This is a genomic window from Streptomyces tauricus, assembly GCF_014650955.1.
GTDB classification, from domain to species: domain Bacteria; phylum Actinomycetota; class Actinomycetes; order Streptomycetales; family Streptomycetaceae; genus Streptomyces; species Streptomyces tauricus.
Map to the genome: position 1 here is coordinate 215,398 of NZ_BMVY01000012.1, position 17,762 is coordinate 233,159.

Below are 17,762 nucleotides of genomic sequence, written 5' to 3' on the forward strand. Positions count from 1 at the left end.
CGCGCAGCGGCCGATCCGCCGCTGCCCGTCGTGCGCCGTGCGCACAGCACCCAGCGCACGGGTCAGGGGCGGCCGATGACCACGGCCCCGCGGAAGCGGCCTGCGGGGTCCCCCGCATCCGACGCGTCCCCCGCGCCTATCCGGGGGGCCGCATGGCCGAACGGACACCTCAGCGTCGGAATCCGCCCTCCGAGTCGATGACCTGTCCGGTGATCCACCCGGCCTCGTCCGTGGCGAGCCAGGCGATGAGCCGCGCGGGATCGTCCGGCGTCCCCCAGCGCCCGCCCGGGAACATCGAGGCGACCGCCCGGTGCGCCTCCCCGGTCAGATAGCCGGTGTCCACCGGGCCCGGATTGACGGTGTTCACGGTGACGGCGTGCTCGGCGAGCGTGGTCGCCAGGGAACGCGTGACCGAGGCGAGGGCGCCCTTCTGCAGGGCGTACGCGATCTCCCCCGGCATCCCGCCCGCGATGTCCTGACCGGACGTCATCAGCACGACGCGCCCGCCCGGTGCGGGCGGCGGCGCCGTGGCGCGCAGCCGGGCGTAGGCCTGGACGAGCAGGATCACCGACCGGGTGTCGACGGCCCAGTGCGCGTCGAGCATCGCCGCGTCGATCGCGTCCAGCGGGCCGTCCGAGCCGCTGAGCGCGTGGTTGGCGACGAGGATGTCGATCCGCCCGCCGAGCGCGTCCGCCGCCCGGGCGATCAGTTCGGCGGGCGCGTCCGGCTCGGTGAGGTCGCCCGGCCCGTGGGCGACCCGGGCGTCCGGATCGCCGAGCGCCTCGCGCACTGCGGCGGCCACCTCCTCCGGACGGTCCGCGCCCCAGGGCATCGCGGCATCGTGCGGCACGTGGTGGTGCAGATAGACGCCGGCTCCGTACGCGGCCAGGCGCCGGGCCACCGCGTAGCCGATCCCCGCGCGTCGGCCGGCGCCGGTGACGAGCGCGGTACGCCCGCGCAGCGGGAGCGGCTCGCGCCGCAGCTCTTCGGGTGTGGGCGCGGGTGCTGCAAGTGCGGGTGCGGGTGCGGTTTTCGAGGGGGAAGAGGGGAGTTCAGGCATGGCGCACCATGATGGGCCGTGCTCAGGCCGCGCGCATGCCATTTTCCGTGCCGGGGCTCACCGCCCCAGGGGCCTCAGCTGCACGAGTCCGATCCAGGTCTCCGGGCCCGGTTCGGCGTGCGCCGCGCGCACCGCGTACCGGCCCGGTTCGAGGGCGATCCGCAGATGCCCCGACCTCGTGGAATCCTCGCCCGGCCACGCCGCGTCGAACAGCACGACGGTCCCGGGAACCTCCCAGTGCACCTCGCGCCCCCACGCCGCTCCGGCGAGGGCGGCCGGCACCCCGGCCAGCAGCTCACGCTCCGAGTCGCCCGCCGACCACCGTACGAACGTGCCGTGTTCGGGCAGGTAGGAGGTGGCGGCCGGTTCGTCGCCGAGGACGAGGGCCGTGGTGTTGCCGACGGGCAGCAGGCCGACGAGGCCGTCCACCTCGCAGGCCCTGTCGTAGTCGGAGGCCAGCTCGTCGCCGTCGGCCCCCGTCCAGAACGGAAGCACCACTTCCGGGATCGCTATGAGCGGCCCGCCGCCGGACTCGACCCACTCGACCTGTTCGACCCGCTCGACCGAACTGGGGTCCGCATAACTCGCCATGGGCAGAAACTACACGCCCGGACGGACCGTGATTGACGATTCCTTTGCCCGGCCGCCGAGCTGATACGCGACTGAGTCCGTACGGCTTCGGCGGCTGCCCCGGCACCTGTGCGCGGCGGCCGTCAGCAACCGCAGTCCGCCGCGTCGGCCGGCGCCGTCAGCGGGTCCGCGGTACGCCGTTCGCGCCCCTCCCAGGTCTCGAACTCGAAGCCCTCGCGCACCCAGTACTCGAATCCGCCGAGCATCTCCTTGACCTGGTAGCCGAGTTCGGCGAGGGCGAGCGCGGCCCGGGTCGCGCCGTTGCAGCCCGGGCCCCAGCAGTAGGTGACGACCGGTACGGCCCGGTCCAGGAGTTGCCCGGCCTGCTCGGGGATCAGGGCGGTGGGCAGGTGGATCGCGCCGGGGACATGGCCCTGGTCCCAGGACTCCGTGGAGCGGGAGTCGACGACGACGAAGCCGGGGTCGCGGGCACCGCCGCCGTCGCCGTCGTCGGCCGCCAGTGCGGCGGCGACGTCGGACACGTCGGCGTGGAAGGCGAGGCTCGCCGCGAAGTGGGCGACGGCCTCGGCGGGCGACGCAGGGGCGACGCGCAGAACGGGGTTAGGGGTGACGGCGCTGCTCTTCATGCCCCGAATCTACGGCCGGTGATCCCTTGCCCAGAAGGCACGATCCCCGGCCTCGGGCTTGATCGGCCGGGGATTCCCCTGCTATTCCTCGGTCATGACCGCGTATTCCCCGGACGCCACCGACTGGCACATCCTCGACGTCCTCCAGCGCGAGGGCCGCACCGGTTTCGCCGAGTTGGCCCGTGCCGTCTCCATGTCCGCGAGCGCGGTCACCGAGCGGGTGCGGCGCTTGGAGGAGGCGGGCGTCATCCAGGGGTACGCGGCGGTGGTGGACCCCGAGAGCCTCGGCCTGCCCATCCTGGCGTTCGTGCGGCTGCGCTACCCGAACGGCAACTACAAGCCGTTCCACGATCTGATCGCGGCCACTCCCGAAATCCTGGAGGCGCACCATGTGACGGGCGACGACTGTTTCGTGATCAAGGTCGCGACCCGTTCGATGAGCCACCTGGAGGAGGTGTCGGGCCGGATCGGCACCCTCGGCTCGGTGACGACGAGCGTCGTGTACTCCTCACCCCTGCCCCGGCGCCCGCTGGGCCGCTGAAGCCCCGAACGCCGTTGAGGCTCTTGCGCCCCTCGCCTGCACGCAGGTCCACGCTGCCCCGCCGCCCCGCCACCCTCCACCGGCCGAGGGCTGACGGCCGAAGACTGGCTGACGGCTGACGGCCGCGTGCGTCAGCCGCCCTCGCCGCCCCGCTGCCGGACGACCGAGCCCGCGCGTCCCTTCACGACCTCCAGTTGGGCGTGGATGCGGCGCCGCAGATCCGCGACATGGCTGACGATGCCGACGCTGCGGTCCCGCTCCCGCAGCGAGTCCAGTACGTCCAGGACCTCGTCGAGCGTCTGGTCGTCGAGGCTGCCGAAGCCCTCGTCGATGAAGAGCGTGTCGAGCCGGACGCCGCCCGCCTCGTCCGTGACGACGTCCGCGAGGCCCAGCGCGAGCGCCAGGGAGGCGAAGAACGTCTCGCCGCCGGAGAGCGTCGCCGTGTCGCGCTCACGCCCGGTCCAGGCGTCGACGACGTGCAGCCCGAGCCCGCTGCGGCCCCGTCCGGCTCGGTCGTCGGAGTGGACGAGGGTGTAGCGCCCGGCGGACATGCGCTGCAGCCGTGCGGTGGCCGCCGCCGCGACCTGTTCCAGCCGGGCGGCGAGGACGTACGACTCCAGGCGCATCCTGCGTTCGTTGTCCGCGGAGGTGCCGGCGGCGAGGGTCGCGAGGCGGGCCACGCGCTCGTACTCCTCGCGCAGCGGTCCCAGCCGGCGCACGGACGCGGTGACCCGGTGGCTGAGCCGGTCCAGTTCCGTGCAGCGGCGGGCCGCCGCGTCGCGCGCTGAGGCGGCTTCGCGCATCCGCCGCACGGCCACGGCGGCGGCCTGTTCGGCGGTACGGACGTCTGCGGGCGGCTGCTCCGCGGCGGCGGCCGTCTCCGCCTCCGCGAGCACCGCGCGGACCGTCGCCTCCTCCTGCTGCCAGGCGTCGAGCCGTCGTTGCAGCTCCCGGTGGGCCACGTCGTCGAGGAGGGCCGCCGCGGCGGCCTGCGGCGTGTCGAACCCGGCACGGAAGGCCGCGTCGGCGAGTCGCGCGTCGGCGTCCTTGAGCCGCTGCGCGGTGTCCGCCGCGACGCGCGCGGTGTCCGCGGCCTCGGTGAGCGTCGAGACTTGCCTCTCCAACTGGGCGGCCCGTTCGGCAACGCTGCCCGCCGACCCTCTGGCCTGTGACAACTCCCCCTCCAGCGTGGCCGTTTCCTGGGCGAGGGCGTCCCGGCGTGCGCTCCGTGACGCGCCGCGTACCGCGGCCTCCTGGTGCGCGGCGAGCCGGCGCTCGTGCTCGTGCTCGGCCCGCCGCAGCGCCTCGGCGGCCGGGTGCAGCCCGGAGGCGGCGTCCCGCGCCTCGGCGTGCCGCTCCTCCAACTCCTCGGCCAGCTCGGCGAGTCGGCCGGTGGGGGTGTCGCCCGCCTCCGCGGTCGCGGCGGCCAGCGCCTCGCGCACCACGCCGAGGCGGCGTTCCTCCTCGGTGCGCCGCTCGTCGGCGCTCTGGTACGCGGCGAGCGCGGCGTCCTCGGCCCGCTGGTCGATGTGTCCGTCGACCTTCCGGGCGGGCGCGGGGTGCTCGGTGGCCCCGCACACGGCACAGGCCTCCCCGTCCACGAGGCCCGCGGCGAGTTCCGCGGCGATGCCCTTGAGGCGCTGTTCCTTGAGGTCCAGCCAGTGGGTGCGGGCATCCGCCGCCTGTTCGCGCGCGGCGAGCACGCGCGCGTGGGCCTTGTCGGTGTCCCCGGCGAGCTGGTCGCGCAGCCGGGCCGCTCCGAGCCGCGCCTGGGCCGGCTCGCGCTGCACGGCGAGCTGTTCGGCGCGGGTGGCGGCCTCCTGGGCCGTCTCGATACGGGTCTGGAGCCCGGCCCTGGTCGTCTCCCACTCGGAGAGCCACTGCTCGGCGTCGTGCAGCACGTCCTCGTCGGCGCGCTCCTGACGGTCCAACGCGGCGCGCTCGGTGGCGAGTTCGGTGAGGCGCTGCTCGCCCCGGCGGGCCGACTCCAGGCCGCCCAGTTCTTCGGCGGCCTTGCGGGCGGCGGCGGCGAGCCCGGTGGCCCCGGCCTCGGCGAAGGCCTCGGAGAGCTGTGCACGCGCGCGTGCCTCGGCGTCGGCCGCCCGCCGGTGTTCGGCCTCGGTCGCCTCGCGCAAGCCGAGCGCGGGCGCGACCGCCTCGGCCTTGCGGCCCCGCTCCATCCGCGCCTGGGCCTCCCGATGGGCCCCTGAGCGCTCCTCCAGCCGAGCGGCCCGCTCCCCGGCCTCGGCGAACCGCCGCTGCAGCCGCGCCACTTCGCGTACGTCCTCCAGTACGCGGGCCGCGGCGGCCTGGGCCGACTCGGTGGCCGCCTGGGCGCGGTGGGCGATCGTGAACCACTCGCGGGCCGTACTCCTGTTGATCGCCGCCCACTCCAGGACGGCCTCGGCCAGCCCCGGGTCGCCGGGCGTCAGCTCGGGCAGCGGCAGTTCGACGAGATCACCGGCCGCCTGCTGCATGCGGTGGGCGTCGGCGAGCAGTTCGGCGTCCCCGGCGCGTACGCGTGTCTCGGCCGTGCGCCTGCGCTCGGCCAGGCGCTGCTCGACGGCGGCGAAGCGCTGGGTGTCGAAGAGACGGCCGAGGAGCCTGCCGCGGGCCTCGGCGTCGGCCCGCAGGAAGCGCGCGAAGTCACCCTGGGGAAGCAGCACGACCTGGCAGAACTGCTCGCGGCTCATACCGAGGAGCTGGGTGATCTCCTCACCGATCTCCTGGTGGGAGCGGCTGAGGTCCTTCCAGGAGCCCGCAGGCGCGTGGTACTCGCGCAGCCAGCTCTGGGCCTTCTCCGTCGTGGTGCCCGTGCCGCGCTTCTTGGGACGCTCGAAGGGCGGCTGCCGGGTGATCTCCAACCGCCGCCCGGACACGGTGAGTTCGAGCGTCACCTCGGTGCGGGTGTCGGGGAGCGCGTGATCACTGCGCAGCGAACCGCCCTGGCGGGCGCCCGGTACGGAGCCGTACAGCGCGAAGCAGACGGCGTCCAGGACGGAGGTCTTGCCCGCTCCGGTCGGCCCGTGCAGCAGGAAGAGTCCGGCGGTCGACAGGTCGTCGAAGTCGACCTCCTGGGCGCCGCCGAAGGGCCCGAAGGCGGTGATGTGCAGCCGGTGCAGCCTCATCGGGTCCTCTCGCTGCGGAACTCTCGGTCCGGACCGTTCCGGTCGTGCCCGGCGGTCACCGGGCGACCTCGCGGACCGTGTCGTCGGCGCGGACGGTGTCGAACGCGTCCTGGAGCACGGCCTGTTCGCGCTCGTCGGGGCCCGCGCCGCGCACATGGGCCACGAAGTCCTCCGCGATCTGCTGGTCGCTGCGGCCCGCGAGCCGCCGGGCGTACGAGACGTCGGGGTCGTCGGGTGCCCGCTCGGGCTCGAAGACGAGGCTGAGCGTGTGCGGGAACCGCTCCGTGAGCCGGGCCATCGGGTCGGCGGGCCGCACCGCGTCGGTGAGGGTCGCCTCGACCCACGCCTCCTCGTGGCGTGCCAGCTCCGGATCGGCGAGCAGGTCCGCCAGCGCTCCCCGGATACGGGCCAGTGCGCGCGGTACGGGGCAGTCGAGGCGCTCGGCCTCCACCGAGCCGTCGGCTGCCAGGTCGACCAGCCACATGCTCTTGCGGTGATCGGTCTCCGAGAAGGAGTACGGCAGCGGGGAGCCCGAGTAGCGCACGCGCTCCGTGATCGTCTGGCTGCCGTGGAGATGGCCGAGCGCGGCGTAGTCGACGCCGTCGAAGACCCCGGCGGGGACGGCGGCGACCCCGCCCACGGTGATGTCCCGCTCGCTGTCGCTGGCCTCGCCGCCCGTGACGAAGGCATGGGCGAGGACGACGGAACGGGTGCCCGGCGCGCGCGTGGCGAGGTCGGCGCGCACCCGGTCCATGGCGGCGGCGAGCACGCTCTCGTGGCCGGCCTTCTCCACGCCGAACTCGTCCCGCACGAGGGCCGGTTCGAGATACGGCAGGCCGTAGAAGGCCACGTCCCCGAAGGCGTCCCTCAGCAGCACCGGAGTGCCGCAGGCCGAGGGCTCGGTCCGCAGGTGGATGCCCGCGCGGTCGATGAGTCCGGCGCCGACCCCGAGGCGGCGCGCGGAGTCGTGGTTCCCGGAGATCATCACCGTGGGCACGCCGAGGTCGGCGAGGCGGTGCAGCACGTCGTCGAAGAGCTCGACCGCGGCCAGCGGGGGCACGGCCCGGTCGTACACGTCCCCCGACACGACGACCGCGTCGACGCCGCGCTCGCGCACGGTCGCGACGAGGTGACCGATGAAATCGGCCTGGGCCCCGAGCATGTTCACGCGGTGGAACGCGCGGCCCAGATGCCAGTCGGAAGTGTGCAGAAGCCTCATGATCCCCGAGACTAACGGCCGGTTCTGACATCACGGGCGGCTACTCCCGTATCAGCCCGATATGCCGCCTATGCGTCCCCGTACGCCTCTCCGCCCAGCTCGAACCCCGCTGTCCCCGCCGTGCTGTCGGCCAGCCAGCTGCGGAAGGCCTCGACGTCGGCGTCCGGCAGCCCGATCTCGATGGTGACGGCCTCCCCGTAGCGCACGTCACGCACCTCGCGGCCGGTGGAGCGCAGGTCGTTCTGCACCCTGCCCGCCCGCTGGTGGTCGACGGTCACGGTCGCGAGGCGGAACCGTCTGCGCGTGAGGGTCCCGAGGGCGTCCAGTGCCTCGCCCACCGCGCCGCCGTAGGCCCGGATGAGTCCGCCCGCGCCGAGTTTGACGCCTCCGTAGTAGCGGGTGACCACGGCGACGACGTACCGCATGTCGCGGCGCAGCAGCATCTGGAGCATGGGGACGCCCGCGGTGCCGCCCGGTTCGCCGTCGTCGCTCGCGCGCTGTACGGCCGCGTCGGCGCCGATGACGTACGCGAAGCAGTGGTGCGAGGCGTCCGCGTGCTCCTTGCGGACGGCCGCGACGAAGTCCTGGGCCTCCCGCTCGGTGGCCGCCGGTGCCAGTGCGCAGAGGAAGCGGGAGCGGTTGATCTCGGTCTCGTGCACCCCTGCGCGGGCCACGGTGCGGTACTCGTCCTGCATCCGCCCAGCGTATGCGCGCCACGCACAAGCGTGCGACCACCGGCCGACGCACCCACAGAGGCGCCCCTCAGGGGCGCCGGGAACTGCGCAATCCCGTACGCCCGCCACAACGGCGCCGCACCCGGGGATGCGGCGAGGGGCACAGACCGGGCTATCGCCCTCGCACGCCGTGCCCCTTCTTTCCGCGCGCCACGATCATGTCCGTGAGCAGCGCCGTGCCGGGGCCCAGGGACTCCCAGCGGGTGCCGTGCCAGGCGAGGACCGCGATCGCCGAGGTGGGGAACTTCGTCCGGACGTCGTCCAGCGCGTCGTCGATGCTGTCGCCCGCCAGCGTGAGGACCAGTTCCTCCAGGCCGGGGTTGTGCCCGATGAGCAGCAGCGTCTCGGCCTCCGCCGGAGCCTCGCGCACCGCTTCGAGCAGCTCGGGCACATCCGCCGCGTACAGCCGCGCGTCATGGCGTACCGGCGGGGGCGTGCCCCACTGGGCGGCGGCCAGTTCCCAGGTCTCCCGGGCGCGTACGGCGGTGGAGCAGAGCGCGAGGTCCGGCAGGCAGTCGGCGTCGGCGAGGACGTGTCCGGCGGCCGGGGCGTCCCTGCGCCCGCGCGAGGCGAGCGGCCGTTCGTGGTCGGGGACGCCGTCCGGCCAGGCGGACTTGGCGTGCCGCAGCACGACCAGCCGCCGCAGCGGGCCCGCTCCGGCGCGCGCGATCACGCCGGTGCCCCGCGGCCGATGTCCCGGGTCAGCTCAAGTCCGAGCAGCCGGTCCGCGTAGGCGTACGTCTCGAAGCGGGCCCCGTCCGGAACGGTTCCCGACGTCTCCACCTTCCGCAGCACGCCCAGGACGGCGGGCACGTCGAGGTCGTCCTCCCAGGCGGCGCGCAACTGGTCCCGTACGGGATCGGGGATGGGTCCCGAGGGCCGGGTGGCCCAGGTGGCGACGGCGCCCCGCCAGTGCTTCAACTGGTCCTCGGCGTCCGCCAGATCGGCCGCGTCGAGCCGTAGTTCCTCACTCCGGGGGCGGGCGAGGAGAGCGAGCCGCAGGGCGGTGGCACTCTCGTCGTCCTGCGCCACCCCGCTCTCGATGTCGGCCGGGGCGACCTCGACGCGCAGGCCGTCCGCCGTCCCGTCAACAGGGGGCACGCCGTCGGCCGGCTCGTCGGGGCGGGCGCGCACGCGCAGCACCTGCGCCTCGCCGAGGCCGGGACCGCTGTCCCGTTCGTCCTCGAACGGGCGGATGCCGAGCGCCCGGGCCCGGGCCCGGAGTTCGGCGCGGCCCTCCGTGCCGGTCAGCACGGTCCACACGGGTGTCCCGCCGATCTCCAGGGCCCGTACGAGGACGTCGGCGGTCAGGAGGACGCGCAGGCCGGTGGCGTCGGGGCGCTCCACGCGCGCCTCGACGCGGGTCAGGCCCCGGCGGGCCGGAGTGGCGGTGACGGGGTCGCCTGTTCGGGCGTCGGTGATACGCAGCACGGGGTGAGCGTAGGCGTGCGAGGGGCCGCGCGCAGGGATGCCGATGTCATTCCGGACACGTGGGCGCGGATTGCCGGGGTACGGGGCGGCTCACGGTGCCCAGGAAACGCACGTGCGGACGGCCGTCGGAGCCGTCGCGGGTGACGGCGGTCCGTACGCCGTAGACCTCGGCGATGAGTTCCTCGGTGAGTACGTCGGCCGGTGTCCCGCGGGCGACCACGCGGCCCTCGCGCAGGACGACGAGCCGGTCGCAGTACATCGCGGCGAGGTTGAGGTCGTGCAGGGCGACGACGCTGGTGACCGGCAGCGAGGTGACGAGGTTCAGCAGGTCGAGCTGGTGCTGGATGTCGAGGTGGTTGGTCGGTTCGTCCAGCAGGAGTTCGCGGGGTTCCTGGGCGAGGGCGCGGGCGATCTGCACGCGCTGGCGTTCGCCGCCGGAGAGGGTGTGCCAGGACTGGTTGGCGCGGTCGGCGAGCCCGGTGCGGGCCAGGGCGTCGCGTACGGCCTCCTCGTCGGCCGCGGACGGCGGTGTCCAGGCGCGGCGGTGCGGGGTACGGCCGAGGCGTACGACGTCCAGGACGCTCAGCTCGACCTGGGTGTCGGCCTGTTGCTCGACCACGGCGATCCGGCGGGCGATGTCGCGGCGGCCCAGTTCGGCGAGCGGGCTGCCGTCGAGGGTGACCACGCCCGAAGCCGGGGCGAGGACGCCGGAGAGCAGCCGCAGGAGAGTGGACTTGCCGGAGCCGTTGGGACCGAGGAGGCCGACGGTGGTGCCGGGGGCGGGGCTGATGCTGACGCCGTCCAGGATGACGCGTCCGTCGGCGGTACGGGTGACACGGCCGGCCCGGAGACCGGCGCCCTCGGTGGTCTCGGTGGTCTCGACGCGCTCGGCCGTCATCGTGTCCTCCGCGTCCGGTACAGCACCAGCACGAACACCGGTACGCCGATGAGTGAGGTGACCACTCCGACAGGCACCTCCTGGGGGTCGAGCACGGTACGGGCCAGGGTGTCCACCCACACCAGGAACACCGCCCCGGCGAGGGCGGCGACCGGCAGCAGCCGGGCGTGGCCGGAACCCACCAGCGCGCGGGCGGCATGCGGCAGGACGAGTCCGACGAAGCCGATGGCACCCGCCGAGCTGACGAGCGCGGCCGTCAGGAGCGCCGTCACGCACAGCAGCACCAGCCGGGTGCGGGCCACGGACACCCCGAGGGTCGCGGCGGCGTCCTGGCCGAAGGCGAACGCGTCCAGCGTGCGCGCGTACGCCAGGCAGACCGTCAGCGCGACCACCAGGACCGCGAGGCAGACCCAGACGTCGGTCCAGCCGACCCCGCCGAGTGAGCCGAGCAGCCAGAACAGCACTCCGCGGGTGGTCTCGGCATCGGCGGCGGTCATCACGACGAACGAGGTGAGCGCGGAGAAGAGCTGCATCGCGGCGACCCCGCTGAGCACCACCCGGTCCGTCGTCCCGCCGAGTGTGTGGCTGAGCAGCAGGACGAGTCCGAACGACAGCAGCGCCCCGAGGAACGCGCCCGCCGAGACCGACACCAGGCCGCCGCCCGCGCCGAGGACGACCACGACGACCGCGCCGGTCGAGGCTCCGGAGGACACCCCGAGGACGAACGGGTCGGCGAGCGGGTTGCGCAGCAGGGACTGCATGACCGCGCCGCACACGGCGAGTCCGGCCCCGCAGACGGCGGCCAGCAGGGTGCGCGGCAGCCGTAGCTGCCAGACGATCCCGTCCCGGATGGGGCTCAGCTCCGTACTCCCCCAGCCGAGATGGGACGCGACCACGGACCAGACGTCGGCCACGCGGATGTCCGCCGGGCCGATGGTGATCGCGACGGCGACCGAGGCGACGAGCAGGGCCGCGCCGGCCGCGCAGAGCAGTCCCACGCGAGGTCGGGTCACCTTGCGGGTCACCCTGTGAGCCCGAACTCCCGCAGGGCGGCGGCGACTTGTTCGACGCCCTCGACGGTACGGATGGTCGGGTTCATGGCCTGCCCGCTGAGCAGGACGTACCGCTTCTTGCGCACCGCGGTCATGTTCTTGGTGACCGGGTCGGACTCCAGGAACTCGATCTTCTTCCTCGCGGACTCGGCGGTCTGCGACTTGCGGGTCAGGTCACCGATGACGAGGACGTCGGGGTCGCGGTCGGCGACCGTCTCCCAGTTGATCTGGGGCCACTCCTCATGGGTGTCGTCGAAGACGTTCTTCGCGCCGAACGCCCTGGTGATGATGCCGGGGGCGCCGCAGCAGCCCGCCATGTAGGGCGACTCGGAGTTGGCGAACCAGTACAGGAGGGAGACGTCCGAGGCGTCGATGCCCGCGGTGGCCTTCCTCATGCGCTGCTTCAGCTCGGCGACGAGCTTGTCGCCCCGCTCCTGCACGCCGAACACCTCGGCCAGATCATGTATCTCGCCGTAGATGGCGTCGATACCGAGAGGCTTCTCGCGGGCGCCGTCCCCGTCCCCGGTGTTGTCCTTGCCCGCGCAGTCGGAGGGCGAGACGTACGCGGGTACGCCGAGCTTCTCGAACTGCTCCCGGGTGGCGACGCCTCCCTTGCCGAGCGTGGACACGAACGAGGCGGCGACGAAGTCGGGGTCGGCGTCCAGGACCCGTTCGAAGGAGGGGTTGTTGTCGGCGATCCGCCGCACCTTCGCGTCGGCCTTCTCCAGGCCCTTCATCACCGGGTCGGTCCAGGTGGCGGTACCGGCCATCCGGTCGGCGAGGCCCAGCGAGAGCATGATCTCGGTGGTGCCCTGGTTGAGGGACACGGCTCTCTTCGGCGGCGACTCCACGCGGACGGTGTGGCCGCAGTTGTCCAGGGTGACGGCCGCCGCGGAGTCCTTTCCGTCGGCGGGCGAGCCGGCGCCGCCGCAGCCGGTCAGCAGGATGGCCCCGCAAAGGAGCAGGGCGGCAGAACGGGTGGGACGTGCGATGGGCACGGAAGTTCCTCAGACGTCGAGGGCTCGAACGCGGAGCCCGGTCGTACGGTGCTCCCCCGCCGTCTCGGGACCGCGGAGGCCGCCAGCAGGTCTTCGGACTCGGGTTCACCCGGACGAGGCGCCTTCCCGGACCGTCGATCCGGTCCAGTGGCCGATGCCCCGCCCGTCACCCTCACCGCTGCGCGTCAGCTCCGGATTTCCACCGGATTCCCTGACCCACGTACATGGGTTCGACTGGCTTTCGCAAGCTATCACGGCGGCTTCCGCGGCCATGCGGCAGTCGTGCGGGGCCGCCGGACCCCGCCGCCCGTCGCGCCGGATCCCGCTGCCCGTTCCGTGCGTTTGCGCTGTTCCGGTGGCGTTCACGGCGGCGCCACGCCCGCGCCCCCGCGGCCTGACTGAGTGGTTCCGCTACGCGATCCACTCGGAGGCACGGAGGACCGGCCCATGACCGGAAGAACGGACACGACGGGAACGGCCGGAAGCGATACGGCCGGAAGGGACCCGGCGGGAACGGCCGCCGGAGAAGCGGCGGGAACGGCCGGGAGGGAGACCGCGGCGGCCATCGACCGCCGTCGCTTCCTGCTCGTCTCCGGCACCCTCGCGGTGTCGGCGGGGGCGACGGCCGCGGCGGGAGCGGCGACGCTCGTCCCGCCGCAGCGTCACGGCTCCCCCGCGGCACCCGCCGCCGCCGGGCAGGTCGCCCCGCGAGCGTCCCGGGCCGCCCGGCGACCGGCACCGTACGCGGTGACCACGCTGGACACGACCGCCCGCCTCAGCGGCGGCCCGCACACCGGCACCTATCGCCGACTGGTGTCGGGCCCCGGCTGGCCCCTGGTCGTACGGGAGGAACTCGCGCCCGCCGCCGCCGGCCGCCCGGACCGGCGTACCCCGCTCGCGTGCTTCGTCCAGTTCACCGATCTGCACCTCACCGATGTGCAGAACCCGCTGCGCACGGAGTTCCTGCGCTCGGGCGGAGCCTCGGCGTGGCGCGCCCAGGAGGCACTGACCGTGACGGGGGCCGTCGCGCTCGTGGAGCAGGTGAACGCGCTCGGCGCGGGCCCGCACACCGGGCTGCCGCCCGCGTTCGTGATGACGACCGGCGACAACGTCGACAACAACTCCGCGCTCGAACTCGACTGGTTCCTCACGCTGATGAGCGGCGGCCGGATCACCCCCGACTCCGGCGACCCGTCGGCGTACGAAGGCGTCCAGAACTCGGGACTCCCCCTCTACTGGCACCCGGACGACACGGCCCTGCGCGACCTGGACAAGCGGCGCGGGCTGCCCGCCGTCCCCGGTCTCCTCGCGGCCGCGCGGCGGCCGGTGACCAGTCCGGGGCTCGGCATCCCCTGGTACTCGACGGTGGGCAACCACGACGATCTGCCCGGCGGCTGCCTGTCGCCCGCGCTCGGCGACTTCGCGACGGGCTCCCGCAAGCTGATGGCGGTCCCGGACGCGGACACGGCCGCCTACGCGAAGGCCCTGCGGACCGGGGACGACCCCAAGAGCGAGGTGCTCGCCGCGATCCTCCGGCGGCACGCCCGCTCCGCGCGGACCGTGACGCCCGACGAGCGGCGCCGGACGTACACCCCGCGCGAGTACCTGACCGCCCACCTCGACCCCGCCCGTGCCGGGGCCGGGCCGGTGGGCCACGGCTACACGCGGAACAGCCTGGACGGCGACCGGATGTACTACTCGTTCCGGATCGCCGAGAACGTCATCGGGATCAGCCTCGACACGACGTACCGCAGCGGTCACTACGAGGGCTCGCTGGGCACCGACCAGCTCCGCTGGCTGGAGCGGACGCTGGCCGCGCACAGTTCGCGGTCCTACGACGCCGACGGCCGGCTCGTGCGCAACGCCCGGGCCGACGACGCCCACGTCCTGGTCTTCAGCCACCACCACAGCCCGAGCATGACCCGGCGCCCCGACGCGGCCCGTTCGGAGGAACCGCGCCACGACGGCGCCGAGGTCCTCGCCCTGCTCGGCCGCTTCCCGAACGTGGTGGCGTGGATCAACGGCCACAGCCACGTCAACCGGGTCACGGCGCATCCGCACGCGACCCCGGCCCGCTCCTTCTGGGAGGTCAACACGGCCTCCCACCTGGACTATCCGCACCACGCCCGGCTGATCGAACTGACCGACAACGGGGACGGGACGCTGTCCCTGTTCACCACGCTCATCGAGTCCGCCGCCCCGCACCGCACCGACCCCGACTTCACGGACCTGTCAGCGGTGGGCCTGGCCTCCCTCTACCGAGAACTGGCCTACAACGCCCCGGGCCTGGCGGAGACCATGCCCACCGGCATCCACACGACCTGGGCGGGCACCCCCAAGGACCGCAACGTCGAGCTGCGAGTAACCACCGGCAGTTAGGGACGCGGCGAACCGCGCGCTTTTAGGGGCGCGGGGAACTGCGCAAACGGCCCCACCGGGGACGCACCCCGCCCAGAAGCCCGCACCCCCACCCCTTCGCGGGAATCCCCGGACCGCCCCCGCTGTTGCGGGGCTAGCAGGCACAAACCCACCCGCAGGAGGCACCCGTGTACGGCGACCCGGCAACGATCCGCAAGATCCTGACCGAGAGCGGCGACACCTGGGCCGTCGTAGGCCTGTCGTCGAACGAACGACGCGCCGCGTACGGCGTCGCGGACGTGCTCCAGCGCTACGGCAAGCGCGTGATCCCCGTCCACCCCAAGGCGGAGACGGTCCACGGCGAGAAGGGCTACGCCTCCCTCGCGGACATCCCCTTCGAGGTCGACGTCGTCGACGTGTTCGTCAACAGCGACCTGGCGGGCCCGGTCGCCGACGAGGCCGTCTCCATCGGCGCCAAGGCCGTCTGGTTCCAGCTCGGCGTGATCGACGAGGCCGCGTACGAGCGCACCCGCGCGGCCGGCCTCGACATGGTCATGGACCGCTGCCCGGCGATCGAGATCCCCCGCCTGAGCTGACCCGGCGGGCCGCCCCTCCAGGACCGGCAAGGCCGGCAGGGCCGCCCCGGCAGCGTTCACCCGTCGCGCCGCCCCGGGCCCCCGGATCCGTACGCCCGCCGGGCCGTCCTGGGCGGAGCCTCGAACGCCGAGCCGGACCAGGCGGGCGGATCCGCACGCGGCACGGACCCGGCAGGCGTCCGGCGGCGGGACGCGTTCCGGTTCCAGTCGCCGTCCCCGAGGACGAGCATCGGGTCGAACATCACCACCACTCCCGCGAGCGCCAGGAAGAGGACCGGCCCGATGAGCATCGGGAGCAGCAGCGAGTGGGCGGACCCGCCCGAACCCAACGTGCCGCTCGCGCCGTGCAGATGCACGCTGACGGCCGCCATGCCCGTGTAGTGCATGCCGGTCACGGCGACGCCCATGACCAGGCTCGCCGCCAGGCTGGTCAGGAAGCCGCGGATCGCGACCGCCGCCCAGAGCGCGGCGGTCGCGGCGACGACGGCGATCAGGACGGAGAGGGCGACGGTGGGAATTTCGTACCGCAGGCTGCCGTTCAGCCGGATGGCGGCCATGCCTATGTAGTGCATGGCCGCGACCCCGAGCCCGGTGAACGTGCCCGCGATCAGCAGGGTGGTCGTGTTCGCGCCGCGATAGCCGACGGCGAAGACGCCGAGACCGACCACGGCGATCGCCACCGCGAGGCTGAGGATCGTCAGGCCGACGTCATAGCGGATACGGCTTTCCTCGACCTGGAATCCGATCATGGCGATGAAGTGCATCGTCCAGATGCCGCAGCCGATCGACGCGGCGCCGAGCGCGAGCCAACCCGGTTTCCACGACTGGTCGTTGCGCAGGGACCGGGTGATGCAGCGCAGTCCCAGAGCGGCTCCCAGACAGGCCATGACATAGGCCGTGAGCGGTGTGACCGTTCCATAGCTGAATCCGTCGACCGTACCTTGCATATGCCAACATCCCCCCGGAATACGACCGTTGCGGGGACAGATGTACGTGCCACAACAGGGCGACAGCAAGGGGTTTCGTGCAATTGCAGCCAACGGAATTCTGTATCAATCACTTCCGGTCATGAATGGGTGCCTTTGAGCCGGAGGGAACCATTCTGGTGGCGTGTTCCACGACTGCGGTCGGCCGGGCCCGCCCTCACACCTGAGGCTTCGACGTCACGGTGAACTGCGCCCCGTCGGGATCCCGCAGCACCGCCTCCGTGGCGGTCGCGCCGTCCCGGACCGTGCCCCCGTGGTCCAGCGCCGCGCGGATGCAGGCCTCGACGTCCGTGACCGCGAAATGGACCTGCCAGTGGGGCCGGATCGTGGGATCGGGGGCGGCTTCCACCGCGCCGGAGTGGATACGGGCCACCACGTCGCCGTCGCTGCGAAGGACCACCTCGTCCCCGTCGTAGTGCACCTCGCAGCAGCCCGGCCGCGAGGTCGCCCACTCCAGCACCTCGCCGTAGAACATCGCCGCGTCGAAGGCGTTGCGCGTGTGCAGTCGCAAGAAGGCGGGCGCGGCCCGGCGCCAGGTCTCCCAGCCGGCGACGAGCTGGCCCTCCCAGATGCCGAAGACGGCTCCGTCGCGGTCCGCCAGCAGGGCCGCCCGGCCCGGCGGGAAGCCGATGGGCCCGACCGCCGCCGTACCCCCGCGCTCCTGGCCCCTGGCCACCGCCTCGTCGGCGCTGTCCACGGCGAAGTACGGGGTCCAGGCGACGGCCATCTGCCACATCGTGGCCACGGCCGCGATGCCCGCGACGGGCACGCCGTCCGCGTAGGCGATCCGGAACCGCTCCATCAGCGCGGTCGTCCGGAACCGCCACCCCAGTACCGCCTGGTAGAAGTCCTCGGCGGCCTGCTGGTCACGCGCCGTCAGGCTCACCCAGCAGGGGGCTCCCGCGACCGAGTGGCTGGAGACGACGTCGTTGCGGACTCTTGCGTCGCTGTTCATGGCAGTACCGTTCCTGAATCGTACCGAGGGGCGTGGGCGGACACCCGACAGCGTCGAGAGCACGAGCCGGGCCGTGGTGCCGTCTTCCTCAGCATCTCCCGCTCACGCCTCCTTCGCCCGGAGGCGGGCGGGGTCCCACGCCCCGAGTACCCGGCGCTCGCGCCCGAAACAAACCGGCGCCCAGGACCGCTCAATCGTGCGCCGGCCTGTCCCGCAGCCGGTGGTCGGCCAGATTCAGCGCCTCGTCCACGACCCGTCGCAGATGCCCGTCCCGCAGTGAATAGATCACCCGGCGGCCCTCCTTGCGTGTGTTGACGAGGCCCGCGAGGCGCAGCCGCGCCAGGTGCTGGCTGACCGCCGGACGGGCGGCGCCGCACCGCTCCGTGAGGGTCGTGACGTCCGCCTCGTCCTCGGCCAGGGCGTGCAGCAGGACGAGACGGGTGCGATCCCCCAGGAGGGCGAAGAGTTCGGCGGCGAGCGCGAACTGCTCCTCGCCGGGGGTGCGCGGATGCTCATCGTGCGCAGGTGACAGGTGCATGCGTGCGCTCATACGCACATAATGGCCGGGCGGGTCGGCCGAGTCCACCGA

The 17,762-nt window shown here is 73.4% G+C and carries 17 protein-coding genes and 1 riboswitch; of the genes, 3 read left to right on the forward strand and 14 right to left on the reverse strand.

The window, feature by feature from the left end:
• Positions 1-169 precede the first annotated feature (169 nt).
• The 3 genes from IE278_RS20680 to IE278_RS20690 form a co-directional block, all read right to left on the reverse strand.
• Complete coding sequence (locus IE278_RS20680; protein ID WP_189774418.1) at positions 170-1,060, reverse strand: SDR family oxidoreductase; 891 nt, start codon at positions 1,058-1,060, stop codon at positions 170-172.
• A gap of 57 nt (positions 1,061-1,117) precedes the next feature.
• Positions 1,118-1,651 carry an immunity 21 family protein gene (locus IE278_RS20685; protein WP_189774419.1) on the reverse strand — a complete coding sequence of 178 codons (534 nt, stop codon included), beginning with the start codon at positions 1,649-1,651 and terminating at the stop codon, positions 1,118-1,120.
• A 122-nt stretch (positions 1,652-1,773) separates the two neighbouring features.
• Positions 1,774-2,277, reverse strand: coding sequence for a rhodanese-like domain-containing protein (locus tag IE278_RS20690; RefSeq protein WP_189774420.1), 504 nt, complete (start codon positions 2,275-2,277; stop codon positions 1,774-1,776).
• A gap of 94 nt (positions 2,278-2,371) precedes the next feature.
• On the opposite strand from IE278_RS20690, the gene IE278_RS20695 reads away from it, so the two are divergent.
• Positions 2,372-2,818 (forward strand): Lrp/AsnC family transcriptional regulator, encoded by a 447-nt coding sequence (locus IE278_RS20695; RefSeq protein ID WP_189774422.1) that lies wholly within the window; start codon positions 2,372-2,374, stop codon positions 2,816-2,818.
• Positions 2,819-2,949: 131 nt separating this feature from the next.
• Here IE278_RS20695 and IE278_RS20700 read toward each other — a convergent pair whose 3' ends face one another.
• The 8 genes from IE278_RS20700 to IE278_RS20735 all read right to left on the reverse strand — a co-directional run bounded on the left by IE278_RS20700 (position 2,950) and on the right by IE278_RS20735 (position 12,278).
• Entirely contained in the window at positions 2,950-5,946 is a 2,997-nt protein-coding gene (locus IE278_RS20700; protein ID WP_189774424.1) for an AAA family ATPase, read from the reverse strand.
• A 55-nt stretch (positions 5,947-6,001) separates the two neighbouring features.
• On the reverse strand, positions 6,002-7,165 hold the full coding sequence (locus IE278_RS20705) for an exonuclease SbcCD subunit D (protein WP_189774426.1): 1,164 nt from the start codon (positions 7,163-7,165) through the stop codon (positions 6,002-6,004).
• Between the two features lie 68 nt (positions 7,166-7,233).
• Entirely contained in the window at positions 7,234-7,860 is a 627-nt protein-coding gene (locus IE278_RS20710) for a YigZ family protein (protein ID WP_189774428.1), read from the reverse strand.
• A 151-nt stretch (positions 7,861-8,011) separates the two neighbouring features.
• Entirely contained in the window at positions 8,012-8,572 is a 561-nt protein-coding gene (locus IE278_RS20715; RefSeq protein ID WP_189774430.1) for a SixA phosphatase family protein, read from the reverse strand.
• A complete protein-coding gene (locus IE278_RS20720; RefSeq protein WP_246570437.1) occupies positions 8,569-9,330 on the reverse strand; it encodes a hypothetical protein in 762 nt (253 codons plus the stop codon). The genes IE278_RS20715 and IE278_RS20720 overlap by 4 nt, the downstream gene beginning before the upstream one ends.
• A gap of 46 nt (positions 9,331-9,376) precedes the next feature.
• On the reverse strand, positions 9,377-10,228 hold the full coding sequence (locus IE278_RS20725) for an ABC transporter ATP-binding protein (protein ID WP_189774432.1): 852 nt from the start codon (positions 10,226-10,228) through the stop codon (positions 9,377-9,379).
• Entirely contained in the window at positions 10,225-11,241 is a 1,017-nt protein-coding gene (locus tag IE278_RS20730) for a FecCD family ABC transporter permease (protein ID WP_246570438.1), read from the reverse strand. Before IE278_RS20730 ends, IE278_RS20725 begins: the two co-directional genes overlap by 4 nt.
• An 8-nt stretch (positions 11,242-11,249) precedes the next feature.
• A complete protein-coding gene (locus tag IE278_RS20735; RefSeq protein ID WP_189774434.1) occupies positions 11,250-12,278 on the reverse strand; it encodes an ABC transporter substrate-binding protein in 1,029 nt (342 codons plus the stop codon).
• A gap of 67 nt (positions 12,279-12,345) precedes the next feature.
• Positions 12,346-12,532: riboswitch (cobalamin riboswitch) on the reverse strand.
• Positions 12,533-12,725: 193 nt separating this feature from the next.
• On the opposite strand from IE278_RS20735, the gene IE278_RS20740 reads away from it, so the two are divergent.
• Both IE278_RS20740 and IE278_RS20745 read left to right on the forward strand, forming a co-directional pair.
• Positions 12,726-14,657 carry a TIGR03767 family metallophosphoesterase gene (locus IE278_RS20740; RefSeq protein WP_189774435.1) on the forward strand — a complete coding sequence of 644 codons (1,932 nt, stop codon included), beginning with the start codon at positions 12,726-12,728 and terminating at the stop codon, positions 14,655-14,657.
• Between the two features lie 167 nt (positions 14,658-14,824).
• On the forward strand, positions 14,825-15,232 hold the full coding sequence (locus IE278_RS20745) for a CoA-binding protein (protein WP_189774436.1): 408 nt from the start codon (positions 14,825-14,827) through the stop codon (positions 15,230-15,232).
• Between the two features lie 56 nt (positions 15,233-15,288).
• On the opposite strand, the gene IE278_RS20750 is transcribed toward IE278_RS20745, so the two are convergent.
• The 3 genes from IE278_RS20750 to IE278_RS20760 form a co-directional block, all read right to left on the reverse strand.
• Entirely contained in the window at positions 15,289-16,179 is an 891-nt protein-coding gene (locus IE278_RS20750) for an MHYT domain-containing protein (RefSeq protein ID WP_189774437.1), read from the reverse strand.
• A 196-nt stretch (positions 16,180-16,375) separates the two neighbouring features.
• A complete protein-coding gene (locus IE278_RS20755; RefSeq protein ID WP_189774438.1) occupies positions 16,376-17,173 on the reverse strand; it encodes a VOC family protein in 798 nt (265 codons plus the stop codon).
• Between the two features lie 190 nt (positions 17,174-17,363).
• Positions 17,364-17,723 (reverse strand): ArsR/SmtB family transcription factor, encoded by a 360-nt coding sequence (locus IE278_RS20760; protein WP_189774439.1) that lies wholly within the window; start codon positions 17,721-17,723, stop codon positions 17,364-17,366.
• Between the last annotated feature and the right edge of the window lie 39 nt (positions 17,724-17,762).